This is a genomic window from Pseudomonas lini (genome assembly GCF_030812475.1).
Classification (GTDB): Bacteria; Pseudomonadota; Gammaproteobacteria; order Pseudomonadales; family Pseudomonadaceae; genus Aquipseudomonas; species Aquipseudomonas lini_A.
Genome location: NZ_JAUSSR010000010.1, coordinates 173,903 through 187,219 on the forward strand (window position 1 = coordinate 173,903; position 13,317 = coordinate 187,219).

Sequence of the window (13,317 nt, forward strand, 5' to 3'; positions counted from 1 at the left end):
TAAAGGTCATTGAAACATCCTGTATCAGCCTCCATTACGGAAGGGCACCTTTTCCGAAGCGGAAAAGGGCGACGAAATCCCGGCAATCTAGAGGTCGCCATGAACAGCGAAGAACAAACCCTGATCGATGGACTGTTTTCCCGGCTGCAACAGGCCGAAACGGACTCAGCCCCGCGCGATGCCCAGGCCGAGGCGCGGATCAAGGAACACCTGACTCGCCAGCCAGCGGCAGGCTATTTCATGACCCAGGCGATTCTGGTGCAAGAGGCAGCCATCAAGAGCCTCGACGACCAGAACAAGCAACTCGCCGGACAAATCCGGCAATTGCAGGCAGAACTGCAATCGGCCAAGACGCAGCCGGCAACGCCGGCAACCAGCGGTGGTGGTTTTCTGTCGAGCATTTTCGGTGGCGGTTCCCGCGATCCTCAACCTGCGCCAACCCAAAGTCCCCCGGCATCGAGCGGGGGTGGCTGGCGTGAACCGGCGCGGCCGTCATTCAACTCGCAGCCGCCGCAGCAAAACTTCGGCGCCGCACCAGGTCAGCAGAACTATGCGCCGCAACAACAGCCCGGCAGCGGTTTTCTCGGCGGGGCGCTGAAAACGGCGGCTGGCGTGGCGGGTGGCGTGATGCTGGCACAAGGCATCAGCAGTCTGTTCCACCACGAACAACAGCCGGAAGTGGTTGAGGTCATCAAGGAAGAGCCGGCCCAGGTCAACGATCAAGGCGACAGTGGCAATGGCTGGGGCGACGACCAGCGGGTGGCTGACAACAACGCCAACGACCAGGGCGGCTTTGCCGATGCCGACTACAGCGATGACAGCTCATCGTTCTTCGGCGGCGACGACGATTCCTTCGTATGACTCCCTGTGGTGAGGAAGCTTGCTCCCGCTGGGCCGGGATGGCGCTCCAGTGCGAAGCGCCCCTCCTTACTTCAGTACCCAAGGGGCCTGCTGCGCAGTCCAGCGGGAGCAAGCTCCCTCGCCACAGGGCCGATTATTCGCGGAACACTCCTTCAGGCTGGCATACTGGTCATCTTTTCGGGCCTGGTGCCCGGTCCTGTCCGCGCGCCAGCGCCCCAATGAGGATGCACGGTGAAAAAGATCGCAGTATTCGCCGATGTCCAGAACCTCTATTACACCGTGCGTCAGGCCTATGGTTGCCACTTCAACTATGCCGCGCTGTGGGCTGACATCAGCAAGCAGGGGGAGATCGTCGAGGCCTATGCCTACGCGATCGATCGCGGCGACAGCAAGCAGCAGCAGTTCCAGCAGATCCTGCGCAACCTCGGTTTCACCGTGAAGCTCAAGCCCTACATCCAGCGCAGCGACGGCTCCGCCAAGGGCGACTGGGACGTGGGCATCACCCTCGATATCATGGACGCCGCCGATCATGTCGACGAAGTGGTGCTGGCCTCCGGTGACGGTGATTTCGACATGCTGCTGGAGCGCATCATCGCCAAACACGGGGTGCAAGCGGTGGCCTACGGCGTGCCGGGCCTGACAGCCAACTCGCTGATCCGCGCCGCCAGCCGTTATGTGCCGATCGAAGGCGCGTTGTTGCTCAAGAATTGATTTTTACGGAGTTGAAACAGGTTTGGAACGCATAGCAGTCATCGACTTTGAAACCACCGGGATCTCCCCGAGCAGCAGTTGCCGGGCCACGGAAATCGCCGTGGTGATTCTTGAACAGGGGCGCATCGTCGAGCGTTACCAGAGCCTGATGAACGCCGGCGTGCGTGTGCCGGCCTTCATCGAGCAGCTCACCGGCATCAGCAATGCCATGTTGCGCACCGCGCCATCGGCCGAACAGGTGATGAACGAGGTCAACGAGTTCGTCGGCATCACCCCGCTGCTGGCCCACAACGCCGCGTTCGACCAGAAGTTCTGGGACTTCGAGCTGGGGCGGATCAAACGTACGCGTTTGCAGAACTTTGCCTGCTCGCTGCTCCTCGCCCGTCGCCTGATGCCCGCTGCGCCGAACCACAAACTCGGCACCCTCACCACCTTCGCCAAGCTGCCCCACACCGGCCAGGCTCACCGGGCCATGGCCGATGCCGAAATGGCGGCCAACCTGACGGCGCACCTGGCCCAGGAGTTGCGGCAGAAACATGGGTTGCGCAAGTTGTCCCATGAGCTGCTGGTGAGCCTGCAGAAAGTGCCGGCGGCGAAGATCAACGAGCACCTCAAGCGCCATCGCGGATTTTGAATCGCACATCAACCCTGTAGGAGCCGGCTTGCTGGCGATAGCGGTTCATCATTCAAAAGTGATGTCGACTGACACGCCGCTATCGCCAGCAAGCCGGCCCCTACAAGGTCGGTGTTCAATCTCAAACCTTGTGTTTAACGATTTATGTGGCTGTGTACGGGGTGACCTTCGGGTCTGCCGGGGTTATCTTTCGACATTAATGTTGAATGGTAAATCGCCTTCGCTGGCAAGCCAGCTCCTACAGGGACCGTGTTCTATCAAGCCTTGCCATTCCCTTCCAGCTGCCCCAACGGCACCCGCTTCTCTATCGCGCTCGACAATACGATCGACGTTTTGCTGAAGCCGAACTTGGCAATCCGGTTGATCAACTCCTCCAGTTCCGGCATCGACCCCACCGCCGCCTGCATGATCACGCACGGATCGCCTGTCACCCGGTGGCACTCCGTCAGTTGCGGGATTTTGATCAGCTCGTCGTAGGCCTTCTGGTTGCCGTGCTGGTTCAGGCGCAGTTCGATGACGCACTGGATCGGCAGGCCGAGCTTGGACATGTCGACTTTTGCCTGGTAACCGGTGATCACCCCGCAGGCTTCGAGTTTGGCCACGCGTTCGGCCACCGCCGGGGCGGACAGGTTGACCTTGCGCGCGAGGTCGGCGTAGGACGCACGACCATTTTCCAGTAGGGCACTGAGGAGCATGCGGTCGTATTTATCCATCATCTTGCTCCTGAAAAATGCGCGACTTTCGAAAGCACGGTTTATAGCGCTGATCTCCGTGTTTTGAAAAGTGTACCGGCGCTATAAAAAGGTTTTGTAACTTATTTTCTGCTGTTTGCCTTTCTAGAATAGCTGTTCACTTGTCTTGCCTGCGAGCTGCCCAATGCCTGGCCTACGTCGTTTTCCCTTACCGCTGATCGCCGCCTTTTTTGCGTTGTACGTGATTTGGGGCTCGACTTACCTGGTGATTCGCATCGGCGTGGAGTACTGGCCGCCGTTGCTGCTTGCCGGTATTCGTTTTGTGATCGCCGGTTCGCTGATGTATGCCTTCCTGCGCTGGCGCGGGGCACCGGCACCGACCTGGGCGCAATGGAAAGCCGCGGGGATCATCGGGATTTTGCTGCTGACCTGCGGCAACGGCGGGGTCAGTGTGGCGGAACACATGGGCGTGGCCTCTGGCGTGGCCGCGCTGGCGGTGGCGACGGTGCCATTGTTTACCTTGCTCTGCGGCTATTTCTGGGGCGCGCGTAACACCCGTCTCGAATGGGCCGGGATTGCGCTCGGCCTCATCGGTATTGCCATGCTCAACCTCGGCTCTAACCTGCAATCCAGCCCGCTGGGCGCCGCCTTGCTGATCTTCGCGGCCGCGTCCTGGGCCTTTGGGTCGGTGTGGAGCAAACACTTGCCGTTGCCCCAGGGCGCAATGGCCAGTGCCGTGGAAATGCTGGTCGGCGGCGTGGCGCTGCTGATCGGCAGCGCACTGAGCGGTGAGCATCTGCAAGCCATGCCGCCGATCGAAGGTTGGGCAGCCTTGGCCTATTTGACGTTCTTCGGTTCGATCATCGCCTTCAACGCTTATATGTACCTGTTGAAAAACGTGCGTCCGGCGGCAGCCACCAGTTATGCCTATGTCAACCCGGCGGTGGCGGTGTTGTTGGGGATCGTGTTTGTGGGCGAGACCATTGGTATCGAAGAAGCCCTGGCCATGTTGGTGATCATCAGTGCCGTGGTGTTGATCGGTTTGCCGCAGTGGCGCCGGGCTCCCGAAAGGCCTGCTGCCGTAGTGCAGGCAGAATCGAGCGTGAATTAGGGTAAACTGCGCGCCATTGCATCTTGTTTTGCACACTTTTTTTGAAAAACCCGCGCTGAATTTTCCTACGGTAATCCCATGACTTTCGCCTCCCTTGGCCTGATCGAACCCTTGCTGCGCTCTCTCGAGACGCTCGGCTACCAGACTCCGACCCCGGTTCAGGCGCAAGCCATTCCGGCGGTGCTGGCGGGTCGCGACCTGATGGCCGCTGCCCAGACCGGCACTGGCAAGACCGCCGGTTTCGCGTTGCCGCTCCTGCAGTTGCTGGCCATGGAGGGGCCGAAAGTCACCGCCAATTCGGTGCGCGCCTTGATCCTGGTGCCCACTCGCGAGCTGGCGGAACAGGTACACGAGGCCGTGCGTCAATACGCCGAGAACCTGCCGTTGAGCACCTATGCGGTGTACGGCGGCGTCAGCATCAATCCGCAAATGATGAAGCTGCGCAAAGGTGTCGACCTGTTGGTGGCGACCCCTGGCCGCTTGCTTGACCTGTTCCGCCAGAACGCGCTGAAGTTCAACCAGCTGCAAACCCTGGTGCTGGACGAAGCCGATCGGATGCTCGACCTGGGCTTTTCCGAGGAGCTGGGGAATATTTACCGGGTGCTGCCGAAGAAACGTCAGACGCTGCTGTTCTCCGCGACCTTCTCTGATGCGATTCGTCTGCTGGCCGGGCAAATGCTCAACGATCCGCTGAGCATCGAAGTCAGCCCGCGCAACGTTGCGGCCAACACTGTTAAACAGTGGGTGGTCACGGTGGACAAGAAGCGCAAGCCGGAGCTGTTCGTGCACTTGATGCGCAAGGGCAAGTGGAAGCAGGTGCTGGTGTTCGCCAAGACCCGCAACGGCGTGGACGCCTTGGTGGAAAAACTCCAGGGCCTGGGCATCAATGCCGATGGCATCCATGGCGACAAACCCCAGGCAACCCGCCAACGCGCACTGGATCGCTTCAAACTCAGCGAAGTGCAGATACTGGTAGCCACCGACGTCGCGGCCCGTGGCCTGGATATCGAAGACTTGCCGTTGGTGGTCAATTTCGACCTGCCGATCGTGGCCGAAGACTATATCCACCGGATCGGCCGGACTGGTCGCGCGGGTGCCACCGGGGAGGCCATTTCCCTGGTGTGCGCCGATGAAGTGAATCTGCTGTCGGCCATCGAGACCTTGACCCGTCAGACGCTGACTCGCCAGATGGAACAGGATTTCGAGCCCGAGCACCGCGTGCCGGACACCGATGCCAGCGGTCAGGTGGTCAAGAAGCCGAAAAAACCGAAAAAGCCAAAGACCTCAAGCGGCGGCAAGCGCAACCTGGGTAAATGGGTCGAGAGCGGTGATGCGTCGGCGCCGGAACCTTCGATCAAGCCTGTGCGAAAAGTGCCGGTGTTCAACACTGGGCCGCGTAAGCGTAAGCCTTGAGTTAATGCGGCATCAGTTATGCCGCCTTCGCGAGCAAGCTTGCTCCTACAGGTGACCGAATTCTCTTTGGAAGAACTCGGCCACCTGTAGGAGCAAGCTTGCTCGCGAAGGAGGCGCCTCGGTCTTCAGCCCTTGCGCTGCAACCACTCCACCATCCCCAACCCAGCCGCTCGCCCACTGGCGAAACACGCGGTCAGCAGATAGCCGCCCGTCGGCGCCTCCCAATCCAGCATCTCCCCGGCGCAGAACACGCCAGGCAGTTGCTTGAGCATCAAACGCTCATCCATCGATTCGAACATCACCCCACCGGCGGTGCTGATGGCCTCGTCCAGCGGGCGGGTTTTCACCAAAGTCAGGGGCAATGCCTTGATCGCTCCGGCCAGCAATGCCGGATCAGCGAAGCTTTCGGTCGCCGTCACCTCCCGTAGCAACGCCGCTTTCACGCCATCGAGCCCAAGCTGACTGTGCAGGTGTTTGGCCATGGAGCGCGAACCCCGAGGCTTGCGCAGCGCCGCTTCAATCTTATCCACAGGCTTGCCCGGCATGAGGTCGAGATGAACAGTCGCCGAGCCCTGCAGGTTGATGGCTTCGCGGATCGGCGCTGACAGGGCATAGACCAGGCTGCCTTCAATACCCGTCGCGGTAATCACGCATTCCCCGAGCCGCGGAACGTCGTCATTAAGCCCGATCGCGATATTTTTCAATGGAGCACCGGCGAACTTACTCACCATCAACTCGCTCCAGGCCTGCACTTCGAAGCCGCAGTTGCTTGGTTGTAGAGGCGCCAGTTCCACGCCGCGCTGCTCCAGTGGCAACATCCAGGCACCGTCCGAACCGAGGCGCGACCAGCTGCCGCCGCCGAGGGCCAACAAGGTCGCGGCCGGTTGAAGGTTTTTTTCACCGTCGGGGCAGGACACTTTCAGACTGCCATCGCTGTTCCAGCCGAGCCAGCGATGGCGGGTGTGGATAACTACTCCGGCGTCTCGCAGGCGTTTGAGCCAGGCGCGCAGCAGCGGCGCGGCTTTCATGTCGGTCGGAAACACCCGGCCGGAGCTACCGACGAAGGTGTCGATGCCCAGGTCATGAATCCATTGGCACAGTGCGTCGGCGCCGAATGAGCGCAACAGCGGCGCAATCTGTGGTGCCCGTTCGGCGTAGCGCGAAAGAAACGCCGGGTAGGCTTCGGAGTGGGTGATGTTCATGCCACCGACCCCGGCCAGGAGGAATTTTCGCCCGACCGAAGGCATGCCGTCGTACAGGTCGACCTTTATCCCGGCCTGGCTCAACACTTCAGCCGCCATCAGGCCGGCGGGGCCGCCGCCGATGATGGCGACTTGAGGGGGGAGGGAAGTCGAGGGTTGGGTCATGGAATGCGCTGCGGTTCGGCGGAATGAAGCCGGGCATTCTACCAGCACAGATCCCTGTGGGAGCGAGCCTGCTCGCGAAAGCGGTGGATCAGTCGACATCGGCTTTGGATCTGAAGGCCTCTTCGCGAGCAGGCTCGCTCCCACAGGGTCGGTGTGTCGATTCAAACCCTGATCAAAAAACAACCACCACTTTGAAGCCTATACCCAGCCTGGCCTGCAGCCCCTTTCACTCAGGTTATCCACAGGCGGTTCCACAGCCATTGTGGGTAAAGGCCCACACCTCAATGACAACCTGATGACTGCCAGACCTTTTGCGCGCTGTGATGCAGGATTCCATGCCGCCGCGCCAAAGCCTTGCGGTCCTTGCTGTAGCCACCACCTATTACCCCCACCACCGGAATATCCCGGCCCAGGCAATGACGCATCACGCTTTCATCGCGGGCGGCGACGCCTTCGTCCGTCAGCTTCAGGTAGCCGAGTGCGTCATCTTTATGCACATCGACACCGGCGTCATACAGCACCAGGTCAGGCTGGTACAACGGCAGCAAATAGTTGAGCGCATCGTCCACGACCTTCAGGTAATCGGCATCGCCCATGCCCATCGGCAGGGGAATGTCCCAGTCGCTTTCGGCCTTGCGTGCAGGAAAATTCTTTTCGCAGTGCAGGGAAACAGTGATGGCCTCCGGCGTGTTGTGCAGGATTCGAGCAGTGCCGTCACCCTGATGCACATCGCAGTCGAAGATCAGCACCCGATTCACACGGCCACTTTCCAGCAGAAAATGGCTGATCACCGCCAGGTCATTGAAGATGCAGAAGCCGGCGGGATGATCGTAGTGCGCATGGTGGGTGCCGCCCGCCAGATGACAGGCCAAGCCATGTTCCAGCGCCTGCTCGGCCGCCAGCAGGGAGCCGCCAACCGCCCGCACCGTACGCCGGGCCAGGGCTTCGCTCCAGGGCAGGCCGAGACGCCGCTGGTCTTCGCGGGACAACTCGCCGCCCATGTAGCGTTCGATATACGCAGGGTCATGCGCGAGGGCGAGAATCTCTGGCGGGCAGAGGTCCGGGCGCAGCAGGTCGGTGTCCCGGGTCAGTCCGCTGTCCACCAGGTGATCGCGCAGCAGGCGAAACTTGTCCATGGGGAAACGGTGATCCGCCGGGAACTCGGGGCTGTAGTCTTCGTGGTAGATCAACGGCAGGGGCATGACTGAGTTATCTGGGAAGGCATGTAGGAATGAATGAAGGATCCTACCAGCGATCTAGACTTGCGGCATGGGAAAGGGAGATGCGATGGAGCCGATACTGCAACTCGAGAGCGCGCGACTGTTGTTGCGGCAATGGCGTGACGAAGATTTGCCAGCGTTTGCGGCGATGTGCGCCGATCCGCAGGTGATGCGCTATTTTCCGGCACCCTTGAGCCGACTGCAAAGTGCTGCGCTGATCGGACGGATTCGGGGGCACTTTGCCGAGCATGGTTTCGGTCTCTGGGCGCTGGAGCGCAAGGACACCGGCGCCTTTATCGGGTTTACCGGCTTGGGCGTAGTCGGCTTCGACGCGCCATTTACCCCGGCCACCGAAATCGGCTGGCGCCTGGCCCGGGAGCATTGGGGCCTGGGCTACGCCAGTGAAGCGGCGTGGACCGCTCTGCGCTGCGGCTTTGACCGATTGGCGCTGGATGAAGTCGTGTCCTTCACCACTGATACGAATATGCCTTCGCAAAAGGTCATGCAGGCTATCGGCATGCACCATGATTCAGCCGATGATTTCGACCATCCGAAACTCGCATGCGATCATCCCCTGCGTCACCATGTGCTGTACCGCATCACTCGTGGACAATGGCTGCAAACCTTGCATGGATAAGCTGACACGGACGTTTACAATGGCTCTCATGGGCCCTGGCCGGAAATTGAATCGACCGCCGCAGCCAAGACTGCGCGGCATTGCGTTGTGTGAGGAGCGTCTGAATGAGCCAAGTATTGGATGATCTGGTCGACTTGCTGACCCTGGAACCGATCGAAGAAAACCTGTTCCGCGGTCGCAGCCAGGACCTGGGTTTTCGGCAGCTGTTCGGTGGACAGGTGCTCGGCCAGTCCCTGTCGGCAGCCAGCCAGACCGTCGAAGAGGCGCGCCATGTGCATTCGATGCACGGTTATTTCCTGCGTCCAGGGGATGCCGGGTTGCCGGTGGTCTACCAGGTTGACCGGGTGCGTGACGGCGGCAGCTTCAGTACGCGGCGGGTCACGGCCATCCAGAAGGGCAACCCGATCTTCACCTGCAGCGCGTCATTTCAGTATGACGAAGAAGGTTTTCAGCACCAGACCGAGATGCCGACAGTGGTCGGTCCGGAAAACCTGCCGACAGAACTTGAGCTCATCCAACAGCGCGCGCACTTGATCCCGGAGCACATGCGCGAAAAATTGCTGTGTCCGAAACCGATCGAATTCCGACCGGTGACCGAGGACGATCCCTACAACCCGAATCCGTCCGATCCGATCAGGTACATCTGGTTTCGCGCCGACGGTGCGCTGGCCGATTCCCCTGCGCTGCATAAATACCTGCTGGCCTACGCCTCGGACTTCAATCTGTTGACCACCTCGATGCAACCCCATGGCAAATCGGTCTGGCATAAGGACATGCAGGTCGCCAGCCTGGATCACGCCCTGTGGTTCCATGCCGACCTGCGCGCCGATGACTGGTTGCTATACGCGATGGACAGCCCGTGGGCCGGTAATTCCCGTGGCTTCTCCCGCGGCAGCGTGTTCAATCGCGCCGGGCAACTGGTGGCTTCGGTCACCCAGGAAGGCTTGATTCGTCACCGCAAGGACTGGGTATGAGCCTGGCCGGGGTGCGGCACTGGGTGTTCGACATGGACGGCACCCTGACGGTGGCTGTGCATGACTTTGCGGCAATCCGCGTGGCGTTGGCGATCCCAGCCGAAGACGACATCCTGACTCACCTCGCCGCGCTGCCAGCCGAAGAAGCGGCGGCCAAGCACGCCTGGTTGCTGGAACACGAACGCGACCTGGCGCTGGGTTCGAAAGCGGCGCCGGGTGCGGTGGAGCTGGTGCGTGAGCTGGCCGGACGTGGTTATCGCCTGGGCATTCTCACGCGCAATGCCCGTGAGCTGGCGCACGTCACGCTGGAGGCGATCGGTCTGGCCGACTGCTTCGCGGTGGAGGATGTCCTGGGCCGCGATGAAGCGCCACCCAAACCTCATCCGGGCGGTTTGCTGAAACTGGCCAAGGCCTGGAACGTACCGGCGAGCGAGATGGTGATGGTCGGGGATTATCGCTTCGATCTGGATTGCGGTCGCGCGGCCGGGGCACGGACGGTGCTGGTGAATCTGCCGGATAATCCGTGGCCGGAGTTGACGGACTGGCATGCGGTGGATTGTGGGGTGTTGCGGCAGATGCTTTTGGCTTGAGGAAATGGGTGCCTGATCCACCGCCATCGCGGGCTTGCCCGCGAAGGCGTCAGATCAGACACCACAAAAACTCACTGACCGAATAATGCCTTCTGCCCCTCAGGCGAATTAAACATCCCATCCCCATCATGCCCGACCCCGGGCACTTCGATCAGCCGCTGATTCATCCCTTGAGGATACAGCCGCTTCAGATAATCAAAATAATAGCGCCCGCGAGCCAATCGATTCGACCCCTGGGCTTTTGCCTCACACCGTTTATCCAGCGCCGGATGATTGGGGTCGGTGTCCTGCTGCCCCAGCAGATAAACGATGTCACGCTGGGCGTAGCTTTCCTGCAACTGTGCGGGCGTTCGCCCCTCGGCATAGGCGGGCAGATCCGCCAGCCCGTACTTCCAGCGATTGAAATCCGGGCAACCGGCATGACTGAACGCCACGGGCCGACGTTCATCGAAATAGGCGTAAGAAGACGGATTGGCGACAACGTAACGCACCTGCACGCCAGCCGCCTTGAGCTCGGGCTGATCGTGACCCAGCAACGCATAGCGCTGAACGACCTGGGCGCCACCGGAGTGACCGACGATAACGACCTGCTTCACATCTGGAAACTGTAGACGATCGCCGATTCGGGCCACGACTTCGTCGAGTGCAGCGTAAGAGCTCAGGTTAAACGGAGCGGTGGACACGCCGCCGGCCATCCAGTCATTGCCTTGCCAGCGCAATACGCTGTCAGCCACAGGGTGCAGCGCGATGTCGGCCTCATTGAGAAACTGCGGAGCAATCACCAGGGTGGTCGCGTTTTGTCCTGCCTGTTCAGCCGCGTGTTCCGCCGTCTGGCGATAGGTTTCGGCATTGCGCAGGCGGCCATGGATGATGATCACCACCCGTTCGATTTTAGTCGGCGCCGGGCCGATGCCCACCGCGATCTCACCCGAGGTCAACAGCAGGCGACCGGGGCTCAGTTCCTTGACCCCATGCTCGGCAGCCTGGGTGCTTGCGCAGGTGAACAGCAGAGCCAGCAACCACGTTTTCATCACAGGTTTTTCGCCGCAAAGGTATCGCACTGGCCGACCTGGCCCTGGGCGAATCCGGTCTTGAACCAGCGCACCCTTTGCGCCGACGTGCCATGGGTAAACGAGTCCGGCACCACGCGACCCTGGCCTTGCTGTTGCAGCCGATCGTCACCAATGGCGTTGGCGGCGTTCAAGGCTTCTTCGATGTCACCCGGTTCCAGCCAGTTCAGGCGCTGCTGGGCATTATGGGCCCAGACCCCGGCCAGGCAATCGGCCTGGAGTTCCTGGCGCACCAGCAAACCGCCGTCGCCTTCCATTGGCCGGCCCTGTTGGCGAGCGGTCTCGAGTTTTGCCGAAACGCCAAGCAAGGTCTGCACGTGATGCCCGACTTCGTGAGCGATCACGTAGGCCTGCGCGAAATCGCCCGCAGCAGCGAAGCGTTGGGACATCTCCTGGAAGAAACTCATGTCCAGGTACACCTTCTGGTCGGGCGGGCAATAGAACGGACCGGTCGCCGAAGTCGCCAGGCCGCATGCCGAGTTGACGCGGTTGCTGAACAGCACCAGGGTCGGGTCCTTATATTGACGGTCGGCCTGCTGGAAAATCTGTCTCCAGGTGTCTTCGGTATCGCCAAGGATCGAGCGCACGAATTCGGCCCCTTCGTCATTGGCAGGCGGCGCCTTGCGGGTTTGCGTCGGAGCCGGCGCCGATTGTTCGCTCATCTGCCCGGTAAGCTGCCCGAGGATCTGCAAGGGATCCTGACCCGTGAGCCAGCCGATCCCGACGATCAGCACGATCGCCGTCAGGCTCAGGCCCTTGCCGCCGCCGAAACGCATCCCGCCACCGCCACCGACGTCATCGCCTCGAGCATCGACCACGTTGTCGCTGCGTCGGCCTTTTTTCCATAGCATGTGGGGGATCCTCTTTTCTAACTTGATGAAGACGCGTGGTGGTGAGTGTTGCTGGTGTGTGAGAGCGGCGCCAGTCCGGTCGTCAGACAGCCTTGAGCGGCGCCGGTTCTATACAGGGGCGACATTGACCTGTTCATAGACGGATGGGTCAAAGATCCCCGGCGGCGAAGGTGTTGCAAGCGTCGGTCCGGCCGGTGGCGAAACCGGATTTGAACCATTTCACGCGCTGCTGCGAAGTGCCGTGACTGAACGTCTCTGGCCGGGGTCCGTCATTGGCGGAGCGCTGCAGATTGTCGTCGCCGAACACTGCCGCGGCATGCAAGGCGGCTTCGATATCGCCCGGCTCCATCCAGTCCAGGCGTTGTTGCGCATGGTGCGCCCAGACGCCGGCCAGGCAATCGGCCTGCAGCTCCCCACGCACTTCCAGGCCGCCATCGCCGGTGACGGGTTGCTGGGCCAGCAAGGCTTTTTCCAAGGGTTCGGACAGTCCCAGTTCGAGTTGCACGTGATGGCCGATTTCGTGGGCGATGACGTAAGCCCGAGCGAAGTCGCCGACCACTGAAAATTGCTGCTCCAGCTTGGCGAAGAACGCCAGGTCGAGGTACACCTGCTGGTTGTCGGGGCAATAGAACGGGCCGCTGGCGGAGCTGGCGTACCCGCATCCCGAGACCACGCCATTGTGGAACAGCGTCAGCGTGGGCTCCGGATAATGCTGTCCCGTCTGGGCAAAAAGTTGTTTCCAGGTGTCTTCGGTGTCGCCCAGTATTGACTGAACAAACTTCAGTTGCCGGTCCTCGCTGTCGATCGAAAGGGTAACGTCGGGCGGATTCAGGGTGTTCGAGGAAGTGAGGGGAGCCTCGTCCGGTGTCGTACCCTGTGTCGAATAAAGTCCCGCGCTTGCCAGTGCGACGACGGCCAGTCCGGCGCCCAGCGTTTTCCCTGTCAGTGTGCGGGCATCCGTGCCCTTGCGAGTGTCGTTTACGTTGTCACTGCGTCTTGCCTTGTTCCATAACATGGTTGCGGTCTCTCATTGATTGTGGGGCGCGTGTCGCCGAATCCATGAATAACCGCACTTGCAAAGAAGTGTGGGTGAATTGTGTAAGGATTAGTAAAGGCCGCTGGCAGCCAACCATCAGGTCGTCCAAAGGAGGGATCATCAGACACGGGTTCCAGATTTTGTATTGAG

General features: G+C 60.9%; 14 protein-coding genes. 8 read left to right on the forward strand and 6 right to left on the reverse strand.

Annotated elements, in window-relative coordinates:
- The first annotated feature begins 99 nt into the window (after window positions 1–99).
- The 3 genes from J2W17_RS20105 (at window position 100) to J2W17_RS20115 (ending at window position 2,206) form a co-directional block, all read left to right on the forward strand.
- Window positions 100–861, forward strand: coding sequence for a DUF2076 domain-containing protein (locus J2W17_RS20105; RefSeq protein WP_307338126.1), 762 nt, complete (start codon window positions 100–102; stop codon window positions 859–861).
- A 231-nt stretch (window positions 862–1,092) separates the two neighbouring features.
- The gene (locus tag J2W17_RS20110) at window positions 1,093–1,572 is read left to right on the forward strand and encodes a LabA-like NYN domain-containing protein (protein WP_064675757.1); all 480 of its coding nucleotides are present in this window, start codon (window positions 1,093–1,095) and stop codon (window positions 1,570–1,572) included.
- Between the two features lie 22 nt (window positions 1,573–1,594).
- The gene (locus J2W17_RS20115) at window positions 1,595–2,206 is read left to right on the forward strand and encodes a 3'-5' exonuclease (protein WP_307338133.1); all 612 of its coding nucleotides are present in this window, start codon (window positions 1,595–1,597) and stop codon (window positions 2,204–2,206) included.
- Window positions 2,207–2,463: 257 nt separating this feature from the next.
- Here the strand turns inward: J2W17_RS20115 and J2W17_RS20120 are convergent, their stop codons facing one another.
- Window positions 2,464–2,919, reverse strand: a complete 456-nt coding sequence (locus tag J2W17_RS20120; protein ID WP_307338136.1) for an Lrp/AsnC family transcriptional regulator — start codon at window positions 2,917–2,919, stop codon at window positions 2,464–2,466.
- Between the two features lie 163 nt (window positions 2,920–3,082).
- Here J2W17_RS20120 and yedA point away from each other — a divergent pair, with 163 nt between their 5' ends.
- Both yedA and J2W17_RS20130 read left to right on the forward strand, forming a co-directional pair.
- Entirely contained in the window at window positions 3,083–4,009 is a 927-nt protein-coding gene (gene yedA, locus J2W17_RS20125; RefSeq protein WP_307338140.1) for a drug/metabolite exporter YedA, read from the forward strand.
- 78 nt (window positions 4,010–4,087) lie between these two features.
- Window positions 4,088–5,422 (forward strand): DEAD/DEAH box helicase, encoded by a 1,335-nt coding sequence (locus J2W17_RS20130; RefSeq protein WP_307338143.1) that lies wholly within the window; start codon window positions 4,088–4,090, stop codon window positions 5,420–5,422.
- Between the two features lie 125 nt (window positions 5,423–5,547).
- Here J2W17_RS20130 and J2W17_RS20135 read toward each other — a convergent pair whose 3' ends face one another.
- On the reverse strand, window positions 5,548–6,789 hold the full coding sequence (locus J2W17_RS20135; RefSeq protein WP_307338146.1) for a TIGR03862 family flavoprotein: 1,242 nt from the start codon (window positions 6,787–6,789) through the stop codon (window positions 5,548–5,550).
- Window positions 6,790–7,070: 281 nt separating this feature from the next.
- Window positions 7,071–7,991, reverse strand: a complete 921-nt coding sequence (locus J2W17_RS20140) for a histone deacetylase family protein (RefSeq protein WP_307338149.1) — start codon at window positions 7,989–7,991, stop codon at window positions 7,071–7,073.
- A gap of 85 nt (window positions 7,992–8,076) precedes the next feature.
- On the opposite strand from J2W17_RS20140, the gene J2W17_RS20145 reads away from it, so the two are divergent.
- The 3 genes from J2W17_RS20145 to J2W17_RS20155 all read left to right on the forward strand — a co-directional run bounded on the left by J2W17_RS20145 (window position 8,077) and on the right by J2W17_RS20155 (window position 10,210).
- The gene (locus J2W17_RS20145; protein ID WP_307338152.1) at window positions 8,077–8,646 is read left to right on the forward strand and encodes a GNAT family N-acetyltransferase; all 570 of its coding nucleotides are present in this window, start codon (window positions 8,077–8,079) and stop codon (window positions 8,644–8,646) included.
- Window positions 8,647–8,750: 104 nt separating this feature from the next.
- Entirely contained in the window at window positions 8,751–9,620 is an 870-nt protein-coding gene (gene tesB, locus J2W17_RS20150) for an acyl-CoA thioesterase II (protein ID WP_307338154.1), read from the forward strand.
- A complete protein-coding gene (locus J2W17_RS20155) occupies window positions 9,617–10,210 on the forward strand; it encodes an HAD family hydrolase (protein ID WP_307338157.1) in 594 nt (197 codons plus the stop codon). Before tesB ends, J2W17_RS20155 begins: the two co-directional genes overlap by 4 nt.
- A 71-nt stretch (window positions 10,211–10,281) precedes the next feature.
- On the opposite strand, the gene J2W17_RS20160 is transcribed toward J2W17_RS20155, so the two are convergent.
- From J2W17_RS20160 to ypfJ (J2W17_RS20170), 3 genes are all read right to left on the reverse strand, one after another.
- The gene (locus J2W17_RS20160) at window positions 10,282–11,241 is read right to left on the reverse strand and encodes an alpha/beta hydrolase (protein ID WP_307338162.1); all 960 of its coding nucleotides are present in this window, start codon (window positions 11,239–11,241) and stop codon (window positions 10,282–10,284) included.
- A complete protein-coding gene (gene ypfJ / locus J2W17_RS20165; protein ID WP_307338165.1) occupies window positions 11,241–12,131 on the reverse strand; it encodes a KPN_02809 family neutral zinc metallopeptidase in 891 nt (296 codons plus the stop codon). Before ypfJ (J2W17_RS20165) ends, J2W17_RS20160 begins: the two co-directional genes overlap by 1 nt.
- A gap of 148 nt (window positions 12,132–12,279) precedes the next feature.
- A complete protein-coding gene (gene ypfJ, locus J2W17_RS20170; RefSeq protein ID WP_307338168.1) occupies window positions 12,280–13,146 on the reverse strand; it encodes a KPN_02809 family neutral zinc metallopeptidase in 867 nt (288 codons plus the stop codon).
- Window positions 13,147–13,317: the final 171 nt, after the last annotated feature.

What these genes read in the sequence shown, in the direction of transcription:
- J2W17_RS20105 (WP_307338126.1), top strand. Translation starts at nt 100, where the DNA reads ATGAACAGCGAAGAACAAACCCTGATCGATGGACTGTTTTCCCGGCTG.
- J2W17_RS20120 (WP_307338136.1), bottom strand. Translation starts at nt 2,919, where the DNA reads ATGGATAAATACGACCGCATGCTCCTCAGTGCCCTACTGGAAAATGGT.
- yedA (WP_307338140.1), top strand. Translation starts at nt 3,083, where the DNA reads ATGCCTGGCCTACGTCGTTTTCCCTTACCGCTGATCGCCGCCTTTTTT.
- J2W17_RS20130 (WP_307338143.1), top strand. Translation starts at nt 4,088, where the DNA reads ATGACTTTCGCCTCCCTTGGCCTGATCGAACCCTTGCTGCGCTCTCTC.
- J2W17_RS20135 (WP_307338146.1), bottom strand. Translation starts at nt 6,789, where the DNA reads ATGACCCAACCCTCGACTTCCCTCCCCCCTCAAGTCGCCATCATCGGC.
- J2W17_RS20140 (WP_307338149.1), bottom strand. Translation starts at nt 7,991, where the DNA reads ATGCCCCTGCCGTTGATCTACCACGAAGACTACAGCCCCGAGTTCCCG.
- J2W17_RS20145 (WP_307338152.1), top strand. Translation starts at nt 8,077, where the DNA reads ATGGAGCCGATACTGCAACTCGAGAGCGCGCGACTGTTGTTGCGGCAA.
- tesB (WP_307338154.1), top strand. Translation starts at nt 8,751, where the DNA reads ATGAGCCAAGTATTGGATGATCTGGTCGACTTGCTGACCCTGGAACCG.
- J2W17_RS20155 (WP_307338157.1), top strand. Translation starts at nt 9,617, where the DNA reads ATGAGCCTGGCCGGGGTGCGGCACTGGGTGTTCGACATGGACGGCACC.
- J2W17_RS20160 (WP_307338162.1), bottom strand. Translation starts at nt 11,241, where the DNA reads ATGAAAACGTGGTTGCTGGCTCTGCTGTTCACCTGCGCAAGCACCCAG.
- ypfJ (WP_307338165.1), bottom strand. Translation starts at nt 12,131, where the DNA reads ATGCTATGGAAAAAAGGCCGACGCAGCGACAACGTGGTCGATGCTCGA.
- ypfJ (WP_307338168.1), bottom strand. Translation starts at nt 13,146, where the DNA reads ATGTTATGGAACAAGGCAAGACGCAGTGACAACGTAAACGACACTCGC.